This window comes from Ancylobacter sp. IITR112 (assembly GCF_041415945.1).
GTDB lineage: Bacteria > Pseudomonadota > Alphaproteobacteria > Rhizobiales > Xanthobacteraceae > Ancylobacter.
On record NZ_JBGCUS010000001.1, the window covers coordinates 716157 to 738431 of the forward strand.

At 67.4% G+C, this 22275-nt stretch carries 23 protein-coding genes; 10 read left to right on the top strand and 13 right to left on the bottom strand.

Annotated features, from left to right (window positions below):
- The first annotated feature begins 51 nt into the window (after nt 1-51).
- The 6 genes from AAC979_RS03220 to AAC979_RS03245 all read left to right on the top strand — a co-directional run bounded on the left by AAC979_RS03220 (nt 52) and on the right by AAC979_RS03245 (nt 4359).
- Entirely contained in the window at nt 52-1503 is a 1452-nt protein-coding gene (locus AAC979_RS03220) for a mannitol dehydrogenase family protein (protein ID WP_371345384.1), read from the top strand.
- A gap of 24 nt (nt 1504-1527) precedes the next feature.
- On the top strand, nt 1528-2493 hold the full coding sequence (locus tag AAC979_RS03225; protein WP_371345385.1) for a carbohydrate kinase: 966 nt from the start codon (nt 1528-1530) through the stop codon (nt 2491-2493).
- 70 nt (nt 2494-2563) lie between these two features.
- Nucleotides 2564-2971: a hypothetical protein gene (locus AAC979_RS03230; protein WP_371345386.1), complete on the top strand. Its 408-nt coding sequence runs from the start codon at nt 2564-2566 to the stop codon at nt 2969-2971.
- Nucleotides 2972-3118: 147 nt separating this feature from the next.
- A complete protein-coding gene (locus AAC979_RS03235) occupies nt 3119-3625 on the top strand; it encodes a ferritin-like domain-containing protein (RefSeq protein WP_371345387.1) in 507 nt (168 codons plus the stop codon).
- A 32-nt stretch (nt 3626-3657) separates the two neighbouring features.
- Nucleotides 3658-3837, top strand: coding sequence for a DUF3008 family protein (locus AAC979_RS03240; RefSeq protein ID WP_371345388.1), 180 nt, complete (start codon nt 3658-3660; stop codon nt 3835-3837).
- A gap of 87 nt (nt 3838-3924) precedes the next feature.
- Nucleotides 3925-4359 (top strand): low affinity iron permease family protein, encoded by a 435-nt coding sequence (locus tag AAC979_RS03245; RefSeq protein ID WP_371345389.1) that lies wholly within the window; start codon nt 3925-3927, stop codon nt 4357-4359.
- A 9-nt stretch (nt 4360-4368) separates the two neighbouring features.
- Here the strand turns inward: AAC979_RS03245 and AAC979_RS03250 are convergent, their stop codons facing one another.
- The 12 genes from AAC979_RS03250 to AAC979_RS03305 form a co-directional block, all read right to left on the bottom strand.
- Nucleotides 4369-5508 (bottom strand): ROK family protein, encoded by a 1140-nt coding sequence (locus AAC979_RS03250; RefSeq protein ID WP_371345390.1) that lies wholly within the window; start codon nt 5506-5508, stop codon nt 4369-4371.
- Between the two features lie 80 nt (nt 5509-5588).
- Entirely contained in the window at nt 5589-5975 is a 387-nt protein-coding gene (locus AAC979_RS03255; RefSeq protein WP_371345391.1) for a DUF2934 domain-containing protein, read from the bottom strand.
- 149 nt (nt 5976-6124) lie between these two features.
- Nucleotides 6125-7729 carry an FGGY-family carbohydrate kinase gene (locus tag AAC979_RS03260; RefSeq protein WP_371345392.1) on the bottom strand — a complete coding sequence of 535 codons (1605 nt, stop codon included), beginning with the start codon at nt 7727-7729 and terminating at the stop codon, nt 6125-6127.
- 3 nt (nt 7730-7732) lie between these two features.
- Entirely contained in the window at nt 7733-8461 is a 729-nt protein-coding gene (locus AAC979_RS03265; RefSeq protein ID WP_371345393.1) for an SDR family oxidoreductase, read from the bottom strand.
- Nucleotides 8462-8555: 94 nt separating this feature from the next.
- Nucleotides 8556-9593: an NAD(P)-dependent alcohol dehydrogenase gene (locus AAC979_RS03270; protein WP_371348986.1), complete on the bottom strand. Its 1038-nt coding sequence runs from the start codon at nt 9591-9593 to the stop codon at nt 8556-8558.
- A 41-nt stretch (nt 9594-9634) separates the two neighbouring features.
- The gene (locus tag AAC979_RS03275) at nt 9635-10717 is read right to left on the bottom strand and encodes an ABC transporter ATP-binding protein (RefSeq protein WP_371345394.1); all 1083 of its coding nucleotides are present in this window, start codon (nt 10715-10717) and stop codon (nt 9635-9637) included.
- Between the two features lie 47 nt (nt 10718-10764).
- Nucleotides 10765-11739 (bottom strand): sugar-binding transcriptional regulator, encoded by a 975-nt coding sequence (locus AAC979_RS03280; RefSeq protein WP_371345395.1) that lies wholly within the window; start codon nt 11737-11739, stop codon nt 10765-10767.
- Between the two features lie 9 nt (nt 11740-11748).
- Nucleotides 11749-12663 carry a sugar phosphate isomerase/epimerase family protein gene (locus AAC979_RS03285; RefSeq protein ID WP_371345396.1) on the bottom strand — a complete coding sequence of 305 codons (915 nt, stop codon included), beginning with the start codon at nt 12661-12663 and terminating at the stop codon, nt 11749-11751.
- Nucleotides 12660-13478: a carbohydrate ABC transporter permease gene (locus AAC979_RS03290; RefSeq protein ID WP_371345397.1), complete on the bottom strand. Its 819-nt coding sequence runs from the start codon at nt 13476-13478 to the stop codon at nt 12660-12662. The genes AAC979_RS03285 and AAC979_RS03290 overlap by 4 nt, the downstream gene beginning before the upstream one ends.
- On the bottom strand, nt 13478-14395 hold the full coding sequence (locus AAC979_RS03295) for a carbohydrate ABC transporter permease (RefSeq protein WP_371345398.1): 918 nt from the start codon (nt 14393-14395) through the stop codon (nt 13478-13480). The genes AAC979_RS03290 and AAC979_RS03295 overlap by 1 nt, the downstream gene beginning before the upstream one ends.
- A gap of 43 nt (nt 14396-14438) precedes the next feature.
- On the bottom strand, nt 14439-14993 hold the full coding sequence (locus AAC979_RS03300) for an SIS domain-containing protein (RefSeq protein WP_371345399.1): 555 nt from the start codon (nt 14991-14993) through the stop codon (nt 14439-14441).
- A 219-nt stretch (nt 14994-15212) separates the two neighbouring features.
- Entirely contained in the window at nt 15213-16562 is a 1350-nt protein-coding gene (locus AAC979_RS03305; RefSeq protein ID WP_371345400.1) for a sugar ABC transporter substrate-binding protein, read from the bottom strand.
- 298 nt (nt 16563-16860) lie between these two features.
- Between AAC979_RS03305 and AAC979_RS03310 the strand changes: the two genes are divergently transcribed.
- Both AAC979_RS03310 and choX read left to right on the top strand, forming a co-directional pair.
- Nucleotides 16861-17661, top strand: a complete 801-nt coding sequence (locus AAC979_RS03310) for an inositol monophosphatase (RefSeq protein ID WP_371345401.1) — start codon at nt 16861-16863, stop codon at nt 17659-17661.
- Between the two features lie 133 nt (nt 17662-17794).
- Nucleotides 17795-18739: a choline ABC transporter substrate-binding protein gene (gene choX, locus AAC979_RS03315; protein ID WP_371345402.1), complete on the top strand. Its 945-nt coding sequence runs from the start codon at nt 17795-17797 to the stop codon at nt 18737-18739.
- Here choX and AAC979_RS03320 read toward each other — a convergent pair whose 3' ends face one another.
- Nucleotides 18740-19705, bottom strand: coding sequence for a GlxA family transcriptional regulator (locus AAC979_RS03320; RefSeq protein WP_371345403.1), 966 nt, complete (start codon nt 19703-19705; stop codon nt 18740-18742).
- A gap of 92 nt (nt 19706-19797) precedes the next feature.
- On the opposite strand from AAC979_RS03320, the gene AAC979_RS03325 reads away from it, so the two are divergent.
- Entirely contained in the window at nt 19798-20700 is a 903-nt protein-coding gene (locus tag AAC979_RS03325; protein ID WP_371345404.1) for a 3-keto-5-aminohexanoate cleavage protein, read from the top strand.
- A gap of 10 nt (nt 20701-20710) precedes the next feature.
- Entirely contained in the window at nt 20711-22228 is a 1518-nt protein-coding gene (locus tag AAC979_RS03330; protein ID WP_371345405.1) for a carnitine 3-dehydrogenase, read from the top strand.
- Nucleotides 22229-22275: the final 47 nt, after the last annotated feature.

Below are 22275 nucleotides of genomic sequence, written 5' to 3' on the forward strand. Positions count from 1 at the left end.
CGCCTTCAACGTCGCCCGCTTCAGCGGTGCGACAAGCGGAAGACCTGAGAGATGACGACCCCCGCCCATCCGCCTGCCGCCGCCGCGCTGCCCGCCTATGACCGTGCCCGCCTGACGCCGGGCATCGTTCATATCGGCCTCGGCAATTTCCACCGCGCCCATCAGGCCGTCTATCTCGACGACCTGTTCGCGCGTGGCGAGGGCCATGACTGGGCGATCATCGGCGCCGGCGTGCGCCCGGCCGATGCGGCGATGCGCGACGCGCTAAAGGCGCAGGACTGCCTCTCCACCGTCATTGAACTCGATCCGACCGGCCGGCGCGCCCGGCGCATCGGCGCGATGATCGACTTTCTGCCCGTCGAGCGCGGCAATGGCGCGCTCATCGCCGCTATGGCGAAGCCGGAAATCCGCATCGTCAGCCTCACCGTGACCGAGGGCGGCTATTTCATGGATTCGGCCGGAAGGCTTGATACGGGCGCGCCGGATATCCAGGCCGATGCCGCCCATCCCGAGGCGCCGGACACCGCGTTCGGCGCCATCCTCGCCGCGTTGAAGCGCCGTCGCGCCGCCGGCGTGCCGCCCTTCACCGTGATGTCCTGCGACAACCTTCCCGGCAATGGCCATGTGACGCGGCAGGTGGTGGTGGGGTTGGCGCGGCTCGCCGATCCCGCTTTCGCCGACTGGGTGGAGGCGCATGTCGCTTTCCCGAACGGGATGGTCGACCGCATCACCCCTGCCACCGGCGAGCGCGAGCGTGCCATGGCGGCGGCGTTCGGGCTCGACGATCCGGTGCCGGTGACGTGCGAACCGTTCCGCCAATGGGTGCTGGAGGATCATTTCCCCGCCGGGCGTCCGGCGCTGGAGAAGGTCGGCGTCGTCTTCACCGAGCATGTCCACGCCTATGAGGCGATGAAGATCCGCATCCTCAATGGCGGCCACGCCATCATCGCCTATCCCGGCGGGCTGATGGATGTCGATCTCGTGCATGAGGCGATGGAGCAACCCCTCATCTCCGCCTTTCTCGACAAGGTGGAGCGCGAGGAGATCATCCCCATCGTTCCCCCGGTGCCGGACACCGACCTCGCCGCCTATTACGCCGTCATCCGCGAGCGCTTCGCCAACCCGGAGGTGGCGGACACGGTGCGCCGGCTCTGCCTCGACGGTTCCAACCGCCAGCCGAAATTCATCGTGCCCTCGATCCGCGACAACCGTGCCGCCGGGCGGCTGCCCCTGGGGCTGATCCTCGAATCCGCCCTGTGGTGCCGCTACTGCGCCGGGACGAGCGACAGCGGGGCGGTGATCGCGCCGAACGACCCGAACTGGTCGGAACTGACGATCCGCGCGCAGCAGGCGAAGGCGGATCCGGGCGTCTGGCTCGCCATGAGCGAGGTCTATGGCGATCTCGCAAGTGATCCTGAGGTCGTTGTGGCTTTCGCCCAGGCGCTGCGCGCGCTATGGGCGAAGGGCGCCCGCGCGGTCCTTGCCGACTATCTCGCGGGTTAGTTCCAACGCTGTCCGAGGTCGTCCATGTCCATGCCCGCCCCGCCCGCCGCGCCGGTTCTGCTCTGTGCCGGCGAGGCGCTCATCGACATGGTGCCGCGTGCGACCCCGGAGGGGCAGGCTTTCCTGCCGCTGCCCGGCGGAGCGGTGTTCAACACCGCGATCGCCGCGGCCCGGCTCGGCGTGGCGACGGCCTTCTGGTACGGCCTGTCGAGCGACATGTTCGGCGCGCAACTGCGCGCGGCGCTCGATGCGGCGGGGGCCGATGCCAGCCTTTGCCCGCCGCTCGACCGGCCCTCGACGCTCGCCTTCGTGACCTTGGTCGAGGGGCAGGCGCGCTATCTCTTTCTCGATGAGAACACCGCCGGGCGCCTGCTCACTCCGGCCGACCTTCCCGATCTGCCGGACGAGGTCGGCGTGCTGTTCTTCGGCGGCATCAGCCTGGTGAATGAGCCGGTGGGCTCGGCCATGGAGGCGCTGGCGGCGCGCACGGCGGCGGACGGCACGGGGCGGCTGATCATGCTCGATCCCAATATCCGCCCCGGCTTCATCCGCGATGAGGTGGCCTGTCGTGCCCGCCTTTTCCGCCTGATTGCGCTCAGCCATGTGGTGAAGCTCTCCGACGAAGACCTGTTCTGGCTTACCGGACCGGGCGAGATCGCCACCCAGGCCGAGCGCATCCGCGCCATGGGGCCGCGCCTCGTGCTCGTCACGCTCGGTGCCAAGGGCGCGCGCGGTTTCGGCGAGGGCGCCGAGGTCGCGGTGCCGGGCGAGGCGGTGACCGTGGCCGACACAGTCGGGGCCGGTGACACGTTCAATGCCGGCTTCCTCTGCGCGCTGATCGAGCGGGGGCTGGCGCGGCCGGACGCGCTGGCGGGCCTCGGCGCACCGGAGCTTGAGGCCGCGCTCGGCTTCGCCGTCCGGGCGGCTGCGGTGTCGGTGACGCGCGTCGGCGCCAATCCACCCTGGCGCCACGAAATGGCGACGGGCTGACGGGCGCGCTCTCCGGAACCCCCAGCCCTGGCCGGCGTTGGCCCGGACAGGCAAATGGGAGGAGAGTTCCATGACCCCCAGCCAGATAAGCTTCGCCATCGCCGACCCCACGACGCCCGGTACACCCGGCGTGCCGCCCATGCCGGACATGCCGCCGACGCCCGATCCGGCCCCGATCCGTGACCCGGTGCAGCCGCCGGTGCACGATCCTGACGTTCCCGGCATTCGCGATCCCATTCCCCCGGATGTGAGCGATCCATGGCCGGCGCCGCCTCCGCCGCGCCGCGCAGCGGCGACGCTGGCCGCAAGCCCACCCCGCGAGCCGCCTTTGGACCGGCCTCAGCCCGGCATCGACGAACCGACGCTTCCGCCCGACCAGGATCCCGACATCACGCCGGAGATTGAAGAGCCGCTCGACGAGCCGAACGCGCCGCCTGTCGACCTGCCGCCGCGCGATCCGGCTCCGGCGCCGATGTAACGGCCGCGCGGCCGGTTTCTTTCCCAGAGATGTGGAACGGTGCAGCCGATGGGGTGTTCACCGTTTGGAGCGCGGACGAAAGCTTCCGCGCGCGGCGCCAATTAACGAATGTCGCCTATGTTACCTTTGAAAAAGGAGGAAAATACCATGGGTTTGTTCTCCAAGGACATCAAGACGATGGATGATCTCTTCGTCCATACCCTTCGCGACATCTATTACGCGGAAAAGAAGATCGCTTCGTCTCTCCCCAACATGATCGAGAAGGCGACCGATCCGCAGCTCAAGGCCGGCTTCAAGCAGCACCTGTCCGAAACCGAGGGGCACATCCTCCGCGTCGAGGAGGTGTTCAAGATGCACGGCGTGGAAGCCAAGGCGGTCACCTGCCCTGCAATCGACGGCATCATCGACGAAGCCGAGGAGGTTTCCGGCGAGGTGGCGGACAAGCAGGTCCTCGACGCCGCACTGATCGCTGCTGCCCAGGCGGTGGAACATTACGAGATGACCCGCTACGGCACGCTGGTGGCCTGGGCCAAGCTGCTGGGCCGTCCCGACTGCGCCAGCGTGCTCTCCAAGAACCTCGAAGAGGAAAAGAGCACCGACGCCAAGCTCACCAAGCTGGCGGATGCGCAGGTGAACCGGCACGCAGCCGAGTAACGGCCGAGCGCGAGAGCGCGAGGGAGGTTTTCATGCCGGCGAAATCCAAGGCTCAGCAGAAGGCCGCTGGCGCGGCCCTTTCGGCCAAGCGCGGCGAGACGAAGAAGAGCGAGCTGCAGGGCGCCTCGAAGTCGATGGAGACATCCATGACCGAGAGGGAGCTTGAGGAGCTTGCCAGCACCAAGCGCAAGGGCAAGCCTGAGCATGTGTGATCTGGCGGCCCGGATGAGGCACGGCGGCGGCGAGGGGAACCCTCGGCGCCGCCGTCGCGTTTAAGGCGCGCCCAACGGGAAAGGCAGATGTCGATCACGCGATCCAGAAGCGGCAAGCCGCAGCGTTCACTGTTCACGCGGTTCTCACAATGGGTGGCCGCCCAGGCCGGGCGACCGGGCGTCTTCGCCGCAGCGGCCGGGCTGATTGTCGTGTGGGGGCTGACCGGCCCCTTTGTCGGCTTCGGCGACACCTGGCAGTTGATCATCAACACATCGACGACCATCATCACTTTCCTCATGGTGTTCGTGATCCAGAACAGCCAGAACCGCGACACCGCCGCGCTGCATATCAAGATCGACGAACTGATCGCCCGCACCGAGGGCACGCGGCATGTGCTGCTCGACCTCGAAGAACTGGACGACACGGCGCTGGAGAAAATCCGCGCCGACTATGAGCAACTCGCCCGCCATGCGCGCGAGAAGGGCGAGCGCGAGGAGCTGGCGAGGAAGGCCGGCGCCTGACGCCCGTGTTCAGTCTTTCGCGGCTTTCTTCGCGGCGCGGCGTTCCGCTTTGACGCTGCCGTCCGAGCGGGATCGGTTGGTAAAGCGCGCATTGCCGAGGCCGGTGCCGATGGTCAGGGCGCCCCAATGGCGGACATCTTGCATGAACGGCACTTCGCTCAGCCCCTGCACCACGGCGTCATTGTGCATCAGCACCGTCGTTTCATTGCCGCCAATGGAGGGAATCGCCTGCCACAGCGCCGCCGGCAGGTGAAAGCGGGCGCTTTCCCAATTGCCCGGCAGATTCTGGGCACCGTTCTCGATCGAACCGTCGCCGGCGATGGAACCGGGGCAGCCGACGCCAATGAAGGGGGCGAGGCGCAGCTCGTGCTTGTCGGCGTCCGCTATCAGCTTTTCCAACATTCCGACAAGCCGGGCGATGGCTGCCTCCCGCCCCGGGTCTTCGTCGCCATGGCGCCATAGTTCGAAGCTGCGGACCCGGGCCTTCGACAGGTCTTCTTCCTTGTCGAGGTTCAGCTTGACGATGCCGCAGCGTATATTGGTGCCGCCAATGTCGACCGCGAGAATGTGATCGAAGCTAGCGAACATCCAGCTTGGGGCGAGATGGGCGGCGCCGATGAGCCCGGCTTCATCGGGATCGTGGCGGATCGGGCGTATCTCGATCTTCAATCCCGACTCGCGCGCAAGCAGTTCGGTCCGGGCGACGGCGATTTCGGCGAAGCGGCCCGCCTTAAGCCCGCCGCCGATGACGATGCGCTCGGTGTCGCGCCACTCCTTGGTGCGCAGAAAGCGGCGCACGACGGCGAAGAGTTCCTGCGCATATTCCTCGATGGCGCTGTGGATGATGGCCTGTTCGTGTGGCTTTCCCTCGGTCAGCGCCTGGTCGATCGTGTTTTTCGACAGCTCGGCCGTGGGTGTTTCGCCGAGCACGGACAATTTGCGGTCGCCGAGGTCGCGCCAGCGGTCGAAGATTTCGAAGAACGCCGCGCGCCGGGCACGGTCGCCGACAAAGCCGTTGTCGTCGCGCAACTGGGCATTGAAGGCGTCGACCGTGACGCTCGTCAGTGTCGCCGCGCCATGTACCGCGACATCGGGCGGCATCCGAGGGGTGGTGTCCGCCTTTTCCCTGCGTGCCGCTGATTTCGCCATGAATCCCGCTCCCCGTCTGTACCGCGTTCGGAGAGAACGACGGACGGGGAGGGGGCGTTCCATTCAGCCGGCGGGAAAGCTCAGCTCCTTTTGCGCCGGCTGGCGGGCGCAGGCGCGACCGGCTCAGGTGCCGGTGCGGCCTCCGCCGTCTTGGCGCCCTTGGCTTTCGGCGTCTTGGCTTTCGGCGTTGCCGGGGCTGTCACCGTCTCGGCCGCCGGCACGCTCGCGGCTGCCTTGGCGGGGCCGCGCTTGGCAGCGGCTGGAAGCGCGGCGGGAGGGGTGTCGGCGGCGGGAATGTCCTCTGCCGAGGCCGGCTCGGCTTGCGTGCCATTCTGCGCCGCGGCATCTTCGCTCAGCACGATGTCCACCGCGCGGAACCAGTGTTCCCCGTCACGCCCGTGGGCATAGCCGTCCTGTTCCCACAGCCGGTACGCCCATTCACGGATACGCTGTTCTCGATTGGTCATGTGGTCCCCCGCGTCAGATCGTCATGCCAGCGTGAACCCATAGGCACCGCTTCGCTATCGCAAAGGTGTCGCAGGCGCATGAAAAGCGGAAGACGGAACATGAGTTGGGCGCTTCACGTTGCGGCGACAGGGGGCACCGCGCCGTGTTTTCAGTCGCGCAGGCCTCGATAGGCGCCCTGCAGCGCTTCGAAGGCGCCGAATCGCCGCTCATGCCAGCCGCGAGTCGCGGGGTCGGGCGCGTAGACAACCTCGATTTCCGACATGGCCGCCATGGCGCCGGCGAAGCTGTCATAGCGGCCGGCGGCCACGGCGCCGAGAATCGCCGAGCCCAGCAGCACCGGCTCCGGCGCGGCGGTGGCGGCGACATCGACCTGCGCGGCATCGGCCAGCACCTGGCGCACCAGCGCGCTCTGGCCGGCGCCGCCGGAGATGACGACCATCTGCGTGCGCGCGCCCTTGGCGGCCTGCGCGTCCAGAATCTGCCGCAGCCCATAGCCGATGCCGGCCAGCCCGGCCATATAGAGGCCGACGATGCTGTCCAGCCCCTCATCCATGCCGAGCCCGGCCACGATTCCGCGCGCCAGATGGTCGGCGAAGGGGGCGCGGTTGCCGAGGAATTCCGGCACGACGTGCAGCGTGCCGACGAGAGCAGCGATTGAGGCAGCGCCGCCCGCCGCCTCGGCGCGACGCGCAAGCCAGACATTGAGGCTCTGTCCCGCCGCCCGCGCCAGCTCGGCGGCCTGCGGAGCCGCCGGGTGCAGGCGCACCAGCCGGTCGATGGCGGCGCCAGCGGCGGACTGACCGCCTTCATTGAGCCAGAAATCCGGCACCATGGCGGAGTAATAGGGCCCCCACACGCCGGGCACGAAGGCTGGTTCCGGCGTGGTCAGCAGGGTGCAGGCGGAGGTGCCGAAGACATAGGCCATGCGGCTGAGCACATCGCCGCTGCCGCCGCGCGCACCCACCGTGCCGATGCCGCCGGCATGGGCGTCGATCAGCCCCGCCGCCACGGCGGTGCCCGGCGCGAGGCCGAGTTCGTCGGCCGCCTCGACCGTCAGCCCGGCACCGAGCGGCGTGCCGGCGGCGACGATCTCGGTCCCGATACGGGCAAACCCCTCATCGGCCAGCGCGCCGAGGCCGATCTTGCGGAAATAGCTCTCGTCCCAGCGCTGTTCGTGGGCGAGATAGGTCCATTTGCAGGTGACGGTGCAGACCGAGCGGGCGAGGCTGCCGGTGGCCTTCCAGGTGAGGAAGTCGGCGAGGTCGAGAAACTGCCAGGCACCGGCGAAGGTGGCGGGGAGTTCCTCGCTCAGCCACAGCAGCTTGGGCGTCTCCATCTCCGGCGAAATGGTGCCGCCGACATAGTCCAGCACCGGGCTGCCGAGCGCATTGATGCGGTCGGCCTGGCCGGTGGCGCGGTGGTCCATCCACACGATGATGTTGCGGGCGGGATCGCTGTGCCTGCCGACGGGGAGGGGGCGCCCCTCCGGCCCCAGCACCACAAGCGAACAGGTGGCGTCGAAGCCGATGCCGGCAATGTCTTGCGGCGCCAGCCCGGCAGCTTCCCGCGCTTCCCGGACGCAGGCGCAGACACAGGCCCAGATATCGTCGCTCGACTGCTCGACGATATCCCCTGCCTCCTTCCACATGCGGATGTCGCGCTTGGCGACGGCGAGCTGCTGCCCGTCCGCATCGAAAATGCCGGCGCGCACGCTGCCCGTGCCGACATCGATTCCCGCGAAGCATCCGCCCATGGCCTAGAGGTCCGTTCCGTTCGGCACGATCACCAGATCGCGTATGGTCACGTTACGCGGGCGGGTCAGCATGAAGATGACGCAGTCCGCCACTTCCTTTGCTTCCATCAGGGCCCCGGAGGCAAGAGCCTCGTCGAGCTTGGCCTGCGGCCAGTCCTTGATGAGCGCGGTAACGACTGGCCCGGGCAGAACCGCGCCGACGCGGATGCCGTGCTTGGCCACCTGCCGCCGTGTGGTGTGGACGAAGGCCTGCACGGCGAATTTCGAGGCGGTGTAGATCGGCTCCCACACCACGGGCACGACGCCGGCGATGGAGGAGGTGAACAGCACGTCGCCGCTCCCGCGTTCCACCATATGCGGCAGCACCGCCTGCACGGTGCGGAAGGCGGCGTTGATGTTGAGGTTCAGCACCCGGTCCCACACGTCGGGGTCGCCTTCCACCACATCGCCGCCGATATAGGCGCCGGCATTGGCGTGGAAGATGTCGAGCTGGCCGCATTTTTCGAGGATCTGCGGCAGCATGGTGGCGACGCTCGCGGGGTCGAGCAGGTCGACCACGACCGGCACCGCTTTCGGGCCGAGCTCCTTGCAAAGCGCGGTGAGCGTGTCGGCGGCGCGGTCGACCAGGGCGACGGTCGCGCCCTCACTGAGCATGGCGCGGGCGCATTCGAGCCCGATGCCCGAGGCTGCGCCGGTGATGGCCGCCACCTTGCCTTCAAGACGGTTTGCCATGGAAACTCCGATGAGTTGGGAGACACCCGGTTGACGGGCGGAAGAAGCCTGCCGCACCCCTCTCCCCGTCGGCGAGAGGGGGCAGGTCGACGCTTTAACCCGGCATCACGATTTGCAGCTTCACGTCGGTCGGCAGGCCCTTGGCGGCGCGGTCGAACGCCTCGATGCTGCGGGCGAAGTCGAAGGTCTCGGAGATCAGTGGCTTGAGGTCGACCTTGCCGGAGGCGATGAGATTCACCGCGCGGTCGAAATTATTGGCGTAGCGGAACACGGTCTCGATCCGCGCTTCCTTGATGATCGCCGCCGCCACGTCGAATTTGGTCGTCTCCACCGGCATGCCGATCAGCACCAGCGTGCCGCCGGGGCGCACAATGTCGAAAATGCCCTCATAGGCGCGCGGCGAACCGCTGGCCTCGAACACCACATCGGCGCCCCAGCCCTCGGTCTCCTCGGCGATCACCTCGGCCAAGGGGCGCTCGGTGATGTTGACCGGGTGAACGCCCGGATACTGGCCGGCAATGGCGAGCTTCGGCGCGGAAAGATCGGAGATGTAGACGCGCGAGCAGCCGCCAGCCAGCGCGGCGAGCGCGGTCATGATGCCGATCGGGCCGCAGCCGATGACGACGGCCACATCGCCCGGGGTGATGCGGGCGCGGGTCGCCGCCTGCAGGCCGACGGCGAAGGGTTCCACCATCGCGCCTTCGGCGAAGGAGACATTCGCCGGCAGCTTATAGGTGAAGGCGGCGGGGTGGACCACCTCGGGGGTCAGCACGCCATGGATCGGCGGCGTCGCCCAGAACCGCACATCCGGGTCGACATTGTAGATGCCGAGCTTGGTGGCGCGCGAATTCATGTTCGGCACGCCCGGCTCCATGCAGACCCGGTCGCCGACCTTGAGGTTCTTCACATTGGCGCCGACCGCCGTGACCGTGCCGGCCGCCTCATGGCCGAGCACCATGGGTTCGCGCACGATGAAGGAGCCGATGGCGCCGTGGGTGTAGTAATGCACGTCGCTGCCGCAGACGCCGACCGTGTGGATGGAAATCTTCACGTCGTCCGGGCCGACCTCGAGCGGGAGGTCGATGTCGCGAAGGGCAAGTTCGCCCTTCTTTTCGAGAACCAGTGCCTGCACCATGGGGCGTGTCCTGCTGGAGTGTGCCGTCGCCGGGGCGCTCAGAGCGCAAGGCCGGCGGCGTCGAAGAGATAGATGTGGGTGGGGTCGATGCCGAGGGTGAGCGCGTCCCCTGGCTTGAGGTTCGGCCGGCCGGCGGTGAGGGCGATGATCGGCTCGCCCTCGGAGCGGGCATAGAGCTGGGTGGAGCCGCCGAGGCTCTCGGCGAAATCGAGGGTGAGTGCCAGCACCGGGTTGGCGGCCCCGACCGTGAGATGTTCCGGCCGCAGCCCCACCGTCACCGCCGCCCCGACCTTTGTGCGCGCGGCGGCCGGTGTGTCCAGCGTCAGCGTGCCGCCGGCGAAGGTCGGGTGCGCCAAAGTGAGCGTGTTGCCCGCGATCGACGCCACCTTGGCGTTTATGAAGTTCATCTTCGGCGAACCGATGAAGCCGGCGACGAAGGTGTTGGCGGGGGTGTCGTAAAGCTCGGTCGGCGAGCCGATCTGCTCGACGAGGCCGGCGCGCAGCACCACGATACGGTCGGCCAGCGTCATCGCCTCCACCTGGTCATGGGTGACATAGACCATGGTGGCGCCGAGCGAGCGGTGCAGCTTGGCGATTTCGACGCGCATCTGCGAGCGCAGTTCCGCGTCGAGGTTCGACAGCGGTTCGTCGAACAGGAACAGCTTGGGGTGGCGGACGATGGAGCGGCCGATGGCGACACGCTGGCGCTGACCGCCGGAAAGGGCGCGCGGCTTGCGCTCCAGCAGCGCTTCGAGCTGCAGGATGCGCGCGGCCTCCAGCACCTGCGCCTTGATCTCGGCCTCCGGCTTCTTCGCCATGCGCAGGCCGAAGGCCATGTTCTCGAACACGCTCATATGCGGGTAGAGCGCATAGGACTGGAACACCATGGAGACCTCGCGCTTCGCGGGCTCCTCATAGGTGACGTCGCGGCCGTCAATGTAGAGTTCGCCCGAACTGACATCCTCCAGCCCCGCGATCATGCGCAGCAGGGTGGACTTGCCGCAGCCCGAGGGACCGACGAACACCACGAACTCGCCCTTCTCGGCGGCGAAGCTGACGCCCTTGATGACGGCGGCGTCGCCGTAGTTCTTCTTGATGTTGTCCAGTCGCAGGAAGCTCATCATACAGTCTCCAGAGTGGCCGGCCGCGAGGGTCCGGCGGCCGTCCATCAGTCCTTGAGCAGCGCCGAGGCGCAGCCTTCGTCCGTCACCAACCGTTTCACATAGCCCGCGCGCAGGATCGCCCGCACGATCGGCACCTTGTAGAGCCCGCCCGAGGCGAGGATCGAGTGGCGCACCGGCTTCACCTCATGCGGGGCCAGCGACAGCACGCGCTCGTTCAGAGGGTGGTCCACCGGGCGCCCGTCGGCGTCGAGGAACATGCCGAGCAGATCGCCCACCGCGCCGGCGGCGCGCAGGCTGTCGATGTTCTCGGAGACGGTCTGCGTCTGCACCAGCAGGGAGCGGGTCGTCATGTCACCGCAGGAGAGCAGCGCCACGTCGACCGTCCGCGCCCGGCGCATGGTCTCGCTGATCCCATGGTGCGAGAGCAGCATGGTGCGGCTCTCGGGCGTCGGGAAATAGAGCGGGGCGGCGAGATAGTAGCATTCGGCGGAGATGGCGCGGGCATAGCCGGTCGCCACCTCGAAGGTGCTGGAGCCCGAGCCGCGGGTCAGCCCGCCCATGACCGAGGTTACCCAGCTTTCCGCCATCGGGCGGGCGGTGATGCGCTTGAGCCCGGCGGCGAGCGTCTTGCCCCAGCCGACACCGAGGCCCATGCCATTTTCCAGCAGCGTGTCGAGCATGCCGCCAGCGGCTTCGCCGATGACGCGCTGCTGCTCGGCCTCGTCGGGGAGGGATGGCACAACGGTGACTTGTTCCAGCCCATACTCGGCCTTCAGCTTCTGCTCGGCCTCGATGCAATCGGCCATGGGCAGGCGGATGTCGATGAACACCGAGCCGTCGGAGCGCACCTGACCAAGAATCTTGTTGGTGCGCAGTCGCGTGAGGCCGAGCTGGTCGGCGATTTCCTGCTGGGTCAGGCCGCCGATGTAATAGAGCCAGGCGACCCGCGCACGGATTTGCGCCGCCTCCATCTCCTGCGTGCCCACCGGCCTGCCGCGCTCGCGCCCGCCCCCGTTCATCGCCGGTGCCTATGCGAGAGCGAGCTTGAGGCGCGCGCAGCTTGTCTCCAGCGCGGCGAGGATGGTGCGGCTGTCTTCTTCGAAGGGATAGAACACTTCGAGGAACACCGGGCAGGTGTCGGTGCCGGTGCGCCGCAGCAGGGCGGCGGCCTCCAGCGGATCGACCTTGCCGGGCACGGTGAAGTCCCAATGGCGGTCGAAGGCGAAGTCGGTCTGCTGGATGTGAACGGCGGTGGTGACGTCGGCGAGGTCCCGCAGCCAGGTTTCCATGCCGCCGGTCACGTCGCCATAGAGCGGCGCGAAGGTGGCGTGGCCCCAGTCGATGCAGAGGCGCCATGGCACCGCGCTGTGGGCCACGTCGTTCATCATCTGCCGGGCCTGGGCGATGGTCCATGGCCATTCGCGACGCAGCGGCGTCGGCTCGACATAGAGCTCGCTCAGCCCTTCCGCTGCCGCGCGCTCGCCGAGCCGGTGCATGCGCGTGACGAGTTCGGCGTAATCGGCGGAATCGAGGGAGTCGGCCTCGCTGCCATCGAGCCGCGCGGCAAGCGCGCCAAGCGGCCCGCCGACGCGGGGAATGCCGGCCAGCGCGGCGAAGCGATAGGCACGGCCGAGCCAGTATTCGGCGTAGTTGCGCACCGCCGGATCGGGATGCAGGAGCTGGTTGAAGCTGTAATGAGCGAGGCCGATGAAGGCGCTGTGGATGGTGAGCCCCGCCGACTCGGCCGCGCGCCGCACCTCGGCCGCATGGCGGTCGACAATGGCGTCCGGCCACATGGGATCGACGAGGTCGAAAGAGAACTGCACGAGATCGAGGCCGAGCCGCTCGCGCACAACGGCGGTCCACAGCTCCGGCGTGATCCAGCGCTTGGTACAGAAGCCGAGATTGATGCCGAAGCGGATCGGTGCGGGGGCGTTGCTCACTTCGTCGCTCCCATGGTCAGGCCGCGCACCATGTGCCGGGAGACGATGAGCGCGAAGATGGTAACGGGCAGCACGATGACGGTGCCGGTGGCCATGATCTTGCCCCAGGGCAGCTCATAGCCCGACATGAAGCTGGTGGCGACAACCGGTGCGGTCTGCACGTTGCGGCGGGTCAGCACCAGCGCATAGAGCAGCTCGTTCCAGGAGAAAATGAAGGAGAAGATGGCCGACACCGCGATGCCCGGCGCGCCGAGCGGCAGGTAGATCTTGCGGAAGATGGTGAACTGGCTCGCCCCATCGAGTCGCGCGGCCTGCTCAAGATCCGCCGGGATCGACTTGAACTGATCCGTGACGATCCACACCACGATCGGCAGTTGGAAAGTGAGGTAGATGAGGATCAGCACCAGATGGGTATCGAGCAGCCCGACCTGAATCGCCAGCAGATAGACCGGCAGCGCCAGCACGATCGGGCTGATCATGCGGTTGGAGATGAACCAGAACCAGAGGTCGGACTTGCCGCGGAACTCATAGCGGGCGAGGGCGAAGGCCGCCGGCGCGCCGAGGATGACGGCCAGCAATGTCGAGCAGGTGGCGACGATCAGCGAGTTGATGATGGCGCCGCTGACCTTGGTGTCCGCAAAGATTTCCGCGTAGTTCTGCAGCGTCGGGGTGAAGAACCACACCGGCGGCGAGGACAGGATATCAGCCTGCGTCTTGAAGCTGGCCGACACCATCCAGAAGAACGGAAACAGCGTGAAGATAACCACGGCAGTCAGGCCGAGGGCGTGAAGCAGTTTGCCGGACGAGATACGCATCAGTGAACCTCGCGGTAAAGCAGGCGGATATAGAGCCGGCTGATGATGATTGTGAGGATCAGCAAGAGGATCGCCTGCGCCGAAGCGGTGCCGAGATCGAAGATGCGGAAGCCGACGCGCTGGATGTAGATCGAAATGAGATCGGTGGCCGAGCCGGGGCCGCCGCGCGTCATCACGAACACCATGTCGAACAGCTTGAGCACATCCGCCGAGCGCAGGATCATCACCGCGGTGAGGCCGGGCAGCAGATAGGGCAGTTGCACATGCCGCAGCAAAGCCAGCTTTGACGAGGTTTCCAGTCGCGCCGCCTCCTCGATCTCGCCCGGCACCATGGAGAGGCCGGCGAGGAAGATGAGCGCGCAGAACGGCGTCCACTGCCACACATCCATGATGACGATGGCGGCGAAGGCGCCGTCCTGGGTTGACAGCCAGTCTATGGGCCCCAGCCCGAACACGCTCAGGGCCTGGTTGGCCACGCCGAAATCTCTGTTGAAAATCAAGCGCCCGACAAGGCCGACCACGGCATAGGTCGTGGCCAGTGGGACGACCAGTGTGACCCGTGCGAGCGATTTGAGCAGCCCCATGCCGGGCTTGTGCAGCAGCAGGGCGATGGCGAGGCCGAGCGCCACCTGGATCGGCAGCACGGTCACGTAGAACTTGGCGGTGAGGAACAGCGAGGACCAGAAGGTGCTGTCGGTCAGCACGTTCACATAGTTCTCGAAGCCGATGAAGGGAAAACCCTCGCGCGGCCGGGTGATGTTGTAGCGCCGGAACGAGGTGACCAGCGCGAAGATCGTCGGATAGATGCCGATCACGAACAGCGTCAGCACCGCCGGCGCCAGGAACCAGAGCGGCGTCCAGCGTCCATAGCCCCGGTTGGGCCGGCGTTGTGCGGGGGATGTCGCGGTGTCGCTCATGGCGTCTTCCTGTGGTGCCTACCGGGGGAGAAGGGACCCAAGGTCACTCCAGATTCGTATGGTTGGCGCGCATCTGCGCCGGGGTCACGCCCAGCCGGTCGCGCAGGCCGAGGATCAGGATCTCGAACAGCAGATAGAGCGCGCCCTCATAGAGCGAGCCCATCGGCAGAACCGAGGTCGCGGCCGCGCCCTGGTCGCTGGCCATGGTCTGGGCGGGAACGGTGAGCACCCGGTCGGCGCGGGCGGCGGCGGCCCCGCCCGCCTCGGCGGTGACGACGAGGGTGCGGGCGCCGGCGGCGCGCGCCTCGCCCATCAGCGCGGCGACGGTGGAGAAGTCGCCCGGTCCGGCCGACACCACCAGCACGTCGCCGGGGCCGACCGGCGGGGTGGTCATGTCGCCCACCACAGCGGCCTTGAGGCCGAGATGGAACAGGCGCATGGCGAGGCCCTTGACCTGCAGGCCCTCGCGGCCGACGCCGTAGAGCGCGATGCGGTTGGCGCCGGCGAGTTCCGCGATGGCGCCGTCCAGTTCGTCGGCGCGGACCTGGTCGAGGCAGGCGCGGATCTCGTCCAGGGCGCGGGCGTGCAGCGTGGTCATGGCATTGGCTTTCGCAAGCGTCGAGGCCTCGATGGCCTCCGGGCATCGGCATACTGAGAGGCCCGGCAAACGCCAGGCGCCTCAGGATGACGGCGCTTTCGGTTCCTGGAAACGTGCTGTTTCGGTTTTGGGATAAAGGGGGCGGATGCCGCTTCGCGGGTTGCGGCATCCGCCCGGAGGCCGGCGGCGCGGGAGAGAGGCCCCGCCGCCGACTTCAACTCACTGCAGCAGCTTCTTCTTGCCGTCGTAATAGCCTTCCTTGCCGAGGATGGCTTCCATGCGGGTGCCGATCTCCTTGGAACCGCCCTCGACGGTGACTTCACCCAGCATCATCTTGGAACCCCACTCGGCGACGATCTCGGAGATCGCCGGCCAGGCCGGGAAACGGGGACGATACTCGGGAACGCCGGCCTGCCAGGAGGCGACCATCGGCTCGACGAACTTGTACTTCGCCTTGATCTCCGGGTCGTTGTAGACCGCCATGCGGCCCGACACGCCGCCGGCCTCCACATAAGCCTTGGCGATATCTTCCGAGGTCGCCCACTGGATGAACAGCCAGGTGGCCTTCTGCTGCTCGGGGCTCGCCTGCGAGGCGACGGCGAGCGAGAAGCCGCCCAGCGCGGGCAGGCGGCCGGCCGGGCCGGCGGGCTCCGGCGCCACGGCGAGGCAGTCGCCGAGCTTGGAGGTCGCGGGATCGGCGAGGGTGGAATAGAAGGCCGACCATTCGGTGATCATCGCCACCTGGCCCTGCGCCAGCGCGTTCACGGCCTCGGCATGGTCGAAGGAGACGACGCCCGGCGGCATGTACTTCATCAGGTCCTGACGGAAGTTGAGGCCGGTCTGGCTCTCCTTGCTCATCAGGTTGGACTTGAAGTCCTTGTTCAGCAGCGAGCCGCCGAACGGCCACAGGAAGCGCATGAAGCTGTCGGCCGACTGCGTCTCGCCGCGGCGCGACTGCAGGGCATAGGCGTACTGGTTCTTCTCCTTGTCGGTGAGCTTGGGACCGTAGACGGTCATCACCTCTTCCCAGGTCGCCGGCGGCTTGTCGAAGCCGGCTTCCTTGAGCTTGCAGGAATTATAGAACAGCAGGCCGGAATAATTGTCGAAGGGCAGGCCGTAGACCGTGCCGCCCCAGGAGCCGAAGGCTTCCAGCAGCAGCGGGAAGAAGCCGTCGAGCTTCAGGTTCGGGTCGGTGATCGCCTTGTCCTTGGCGAGTTCCTCGACCGGCACGAGCCAGCCATTTTCGGCGAACTCGCCGATCCAGACGAGATCGACCAGCGCCATGGTGAGATCGCCGCGCGAGGTGAAGTTCAGCACTTCCTTCTCGCGGGTGTTCTCATAGGGGACGATTTCGTAATTGACCTTGATGCCGGTCTTCTTCTCGAACTCCGGCAGCAGCTTGATGATGGCGCGATAGCCCGGACGGTCGAGGAAGATGCCGTTGACTTCGGTGCCCTTCAGAGGCTTGGCCGCCTCTTCGAGCCAATCGGCCATCGCCGCGACGGGCATGGCCGCCGTCGCGGCCGCGAGGGCGACGACGCTGGCGCAGATTCTCAATGCACGCTTCATGGTTTCCTCCTGAATTGGCACAGCGCCACGGTGTGGGCGAGGCCGGCACTGGGACGGTTCAAACCGTCTCTCGTCTTGGCGGCGGAGCGGGCCGTTGCCGGCGCTGTCATCCCCCACAAATGTGCCGGACGGGCCGGCCTCAACCTTGCTCCGACGCTTGTCGTGATGCCCGGCGGCGGCGATGGCGGGCGGGCCATCGACAGGGAAAGCGATACATTTGTAATCTGAAATATGCAATAGCATCGACATCGAGCAAGCTGGCCAATGTGCGAGCGTCAACAAGCGTGATGAGGGCAGGATGAACGCGGAGCATGATGATGGAACCGACACGCTGCGCGCCCGGCATGGCTTCGCCGAAACCTTGGCACGCAAGGCCGGGACGCGGGCCCGCCGCTTCTTCCTGCAGCGCGACACGCTGCACCCGGAGCTGAAATCCGCCTCGCAGGACCTCGTCAGCGAGGCGGACCGCAGCATCGAGGCGTGGCTGCGCCAGGCGATTCGGCGGCGCTTCCCCGAGGACGGTATTGTCGGCGAGGAGGAGGCGGCGAGTGAGGGCCGCTCCGGCTTCGTCTGGGTGATCGACCCGATCGACGGCACCATGCCCTTCCTCGTCGGCCAGCCGAACTGGACGGTGTCAATCGGGCTCGCGCGGGGGACGGATCCCGTCGCCGGCGTGATCTACGCGCCGATGCTGCGCGAGCTTTACTCGGCCGTTCTCGGCGGCGGCGCCCGGCTGAATGGGCGGGTGCTGACGATGAACCCGGACTGGACGGTCGCCTCCACCACGACCGGCTTCGGCGCCACGCAGAAGGCGCCGGCGGCGGAGGTCGGGGCCTTTGTCGAGGCGCTGTACCGCGCCGGCGGCGTGCTGTTCCGCGTCGGTTCAGGGGCGTTGATGCTGGCCTATGTGGCGGCGAACCGGCTGGCCGGCTATTACGATCCGACGCTGCATTGCTGGGATTGCTGGGCTGGCATGGTGCTGGTGCGCGAGGCCGGCGGGGTTGTGACCTTCGAGGGGGATTTTTCCCGGCCCGGGGCGCTATGGGCCGGCAATGCGACCGTGCATGGTGAACTGCGGCGGCTGAGCGGGCGGGATTAGGCGGCGCCACCGGCGGCGAAGCTGCGCATTTCGTCATCCCAGCTTCGAGCACGGTCAAGCAGCCGGCTCCCCCGGCGATAGGCTTCCCCTGCGGTGCCGATGCTGCGGCAGATCGCCAACAGAGGGAACAGCCATGATTTCACGCCTGCTCGTGACGTGCGTCGCCGTGTCCGCGACGCTCCTGTCCTCCTCCGCCTTCGCTGTGGACCCCGCCTCCTGCGCGAAGCCGCGCTTTTCCGATGTCGGCTGGACCGACATCACCGCCACCACCGCCGTCGCCAATGAGCTTCTGACCCATCTCGGCTATCAGCCGAACGTCGCGGTGCTCTCCGTCGCCATCACCTTCAAGGCGCTGGAAAATGGCGACCGCGACATCTTCCTCGGCAACTGGATGCCGCTGCAGGAGCCGACGCAGGTGCCGCTGGTGAAGGCCGGCAAGGTCGAGGTGGCGGCGACCAATCTCGAAGGCGCGCGCATCGGCTTCGCCACCTCCAAGGCCGCCTATGAGGCCGGGCTGAAGACCTATGCCGACATCGCCAAGTTTAGGGACAAGCTGCAGGGCAAGATCTACGGCATCGAGGCCGGCAGCGGCGCCAACGCCACCATCTCCAAAATGATCGCCGACAACAGCTTCGGGCTGAAGGGCTTCGATCTCGTGGAATCCAGCGAGCAGGCGATGCTCACCCAGGTCGGCCATCGCATCAAGCAGGGCGAGCCGGTGGTGTTCTTCGGCTGGCGGCCGCACCCGATGAACGTCAACCTGCCGATCGAATATCTCACCGACGGCAAGGACGTGTTCGGCCCCAATGATGGCGGCGCCACGGTGCTGACCCTCACGCGTCCGGGCTACTCCAAGGAATGCCCGAATGTCGGCAAGCTGCTCAAGAACCTCGTCTTCGACGTGGCGATGGAAGACCAGCTGATGAGCGACATTCTCGACAAGGGAATGCAGCCGGACGCCGCGGTGAAGGCGTGGATGAAGCAGAACCCGGCGGCGGTGGACAAATGGCTCGCCGGCGTCACCACGCTCGATGGCAAGCCCGGCGCGGCGGCGGTGAAGAGCGGCCTCGGCCTCTGATTACAAACGCTTCTGGCGCGCCGCCGAAGGTGGCGCGCCGAACTGCCGCCGGAACGCCCGCGACAGCGAGGCGATGGCGGAAAAGCCCGTGCGCTCGGCGATGTCGGCGATGGGCAGATTGGTGTCGAGCACCAGCCGCCGCGCCGCCTTCAGCCGCAGCGTGACGTAATAGGCGCCGGGCGACACATCGACCGTCTTGACGAACAGCGTCTCAAGCCCCCGCGTCGACACCCCCACCCGCCGGGCGATAGCGGCGATGGTGAGCGGGCGGTCGATATGGGTTTCCATCAGCCGGATCGCCTCGGCCACGCGCGGCTCGTGCTGTCGGATGCGGCCGAGCGAGACGATGGGCTGCACGTCCGACCCCGTGCGCACTTCCTCATAAATGTACAGGCTCGCCACATCGAGCGCGGTGGAATAGCCGTGCCGGGCGCGGATCAGCGCCAGCATGCAGTCGAGCGCGGGCGTCGCCCCGCCGGTGGTGAACACCGGCTCGTCGATGACGAAGCGGTCCGGCTGCACATCCGTCTCCGGGAAGCGGGCGGCGAAATCCTCCAGATCCTCCCAATGGGTGGTGGCGCGGCGCCCGTCGAGCAGGCCGGCGAAGCCCATGAGCCACGAGCCGGATTCGATGCCGCCCGTCGCCACCGAGCGGGTGGCACCGGCGCGGATCGCCTTGAGGATGGGGGGCGTGGCGAAGCGCGCCGCCTCGAACGCCGCCACCACCATCAGCACATCCTGCCGCGCGGCGGCATCGAAGGCGCCCTCGACGGGGATTGGCAGGCCGCAACTGGCGGCCGGCATCTGCCCGTCCATCGACACCAGCTTCCAGCGGAAGGCGGGCCGGCCGAGCACGCGGTTGGCGCCGCGCATCGGGTCCAGTGTGGCCGCCAGTGAGAGCAGCGACAGGCCGGGAAACAGCAGCAGGGTCACGTCCAGCGGGTCGTCGGCGGGGGCAAAGATCATCGTTGCGCAGAATGAAAAATGGGTTGCGCAAAGAGTTGCGTCACGACTTCGCTTTGCCGTCAAGCTCCCGTCATGAGTTCAGGAGCCTTGCCATGCCCTTGTCGATGAATCGCGATGTTTTCATCACCTGCGCCGTCACCGGCGCCGGCGACACCACCGGCCGCTCTTCCCATGTGCCGATCACCCCGCGGGAGATCGCCGCGAGCGCGATCGACGCGGCCAAGGCCGGCGCGGCGGTGGTGCATTGCCATGTGCGCGATCCCGAGACCGGCGCCGCCTCCCGCCGCCGCGACCTCTATCGCGAGGTCACCGACCGCATCCGCGCGGCCGAGGTCGATGTGGTGCTGAATCTCACCGCCGGTATGGGCGGCGATCTGGTCTTCGGCCATGTCGAGGCGCCGTTTCCGCTGAACGAGAAGGCCACCGACATGGCCGGCGCCACCGAGCGCGTCGCTCATGTCGCGGACTGCCTGCCGGAAATCTGCACGCTCGACTGCGGCACGATGAATTTCAATCTCGGCGACTATGTCATGACCAACACGCCGTCCATGCTGCGCGAGATGGCGCGGCAGATGACGGCGCTGGGCGTGCGTCCCGAAATCGAAGCCTTCGACACCGGACATCTGTGGTTCGCCAAGCAACTCGCCGAGGAAGGGCTGATCGAGGACCCGGTGCTGATCCAGCTCTGCATGGGCATCCCCTGGGGCGCGCCGGACGACCTCAATACCTTCATGGCGATGGTCAACAACGTGCCGGCCGGCTGGACCTTCTCCGCCTTTTCCATTGGCCGCAACGCCATGGCCTATCCTGCCGCCGCGGTGCTGGCGGGCGGCAATGTGCGGGTGGGGCTGGAAGACAACCTCTATGCCGGCAAGGGCCAGCTCGCCACCAATGCCCAGCTGGTGGAAAAGGCCGTAAACGTAGTCACCAATATGGGCGCGCGTGTCATCGGCCCAGCCGAGGTTCGCGAGAAGCTGAAGCTGGTGAAGCGCTGAGGAGATGCCGATGTCCGCCCTTTCTCCCATTTCCCGCGCGGCCTGCATCGGCGGCGGGGTCATTGGCGGCGGCTGGATCGCGCGCTTCCTGCTTGCCGGCATTGATGTGCGCGTGTTCGATCCGCACCCGGAGGCCGAGCGCATCGTCGCCGAGGTGCTGGCCAATGCCGAGCGCGCCTATGGCCTGCTCACCGGCGCGCCGCTGCCGAAACGCGGCACGCTCACCTTCTGCGCCAGCCTGGCCGAGGCGGTGGCCGGGGCGCAATGGGTGCAGGAAAGCGTGCCCGAGCGGCTCGACCTCAAGCGCCGTGTGCTGGCGGAAATCGACGCGAGCGCCCCGGCCGAGGCGCTCATCGGCTCCTCCACCTCCGGCCTCAAGCCCAGCGAGCTTCAGGAGGGGCTAGCCCATCCCGGCCGGCTGTTCGTCGCCCATCCCTACAACCCCGTCTATCTGCTGCCGCTGGTCGAAATCGTCGGTGGCGTGGAAACCGCGCCGGAAACGATCGAGCGGGCGAAGGCCGTTCTCGACGCCATCGGCATGAAGGGCGTGGTGATCGCCCGCGAGATCGAAGCCTTTGTCGGTGACCGGCTGCTGGAGGCGCTGTGGCGCGAGGCGCTGTGGCTGATCAAGGACGACATCTGCGATGTCGAGACGCTGGACGACGTGATCCGCTATTCCTTCGGCCTGCGTTGGGCGCAGATGGGGCTGTTCCAGACCTATCGCATCGCCGGCGGCGAGGCCGGCATGCGCCATTTCCTCGCCCAGTTCGGGCCCTGCCTGCACTGGCCCTGGACCAGGCTCACCGATGTGGTCGATCTCGACGACGCGCTGGTGGAGAAGATCGGCGCCCAGTCCGACGCGCAGGCGGGCGGCCTCACCATCCGCGAGCTCGAGCGCATCCGCGACGAGAATCTCGTCGGCATTGTGCAGGCGCTGAAGGCCAGCCGGGGCGGGGAGGGCTGGGGCGCGGGGCAATTGCTGAAGGATTTCGAGCAGCGTCTATGGGCGCAGGCGAGCACGCCGCCCGTGGCCATCGACCGCGCCGCGCCGCTCGAACTCATGGAGACGCGCGTTTCCCCGGCCTGGCTCGACTATAATGGCCACATGACCGAGTTCCGCTATCTCCACGTGTTCGGCGACACGACGGATGCGCTCTTACGGCTCATCGGCGTCGATCTCGCCTATGTCGAAGGCGGCCACAGCTATTACACGGTGGAGACGCATCTGCGGCATCTCGATGAGGCGAAGCTGGGCGAGGCGCTGGCGTGCACGACGCAGATCCTCAGCACGGACGAGAAGCGCCTGCATCTGTTCCACCGGCTGTTCGCCGGCCCGGAACGGCGGGAAGTCGCCACCGGCGAACACATGCTGCTGCATGTGGACAGCCAAGCCGGCCGCGCCTGCCCGGCGCCGGCGTCGATCCTGGCAAAACTGAACGCGCTCGCCGCCGCCCATGCCGGGCTGGAACGGCCGGCTGCCGCAGGGCGGGCGATCGGCGCCAACCCCCGGGCCGCGGCGGCGGAGTAACGGCACCGCGCCCGAAATACCGCCGAAACCACCCCGCCGGCGGGAAC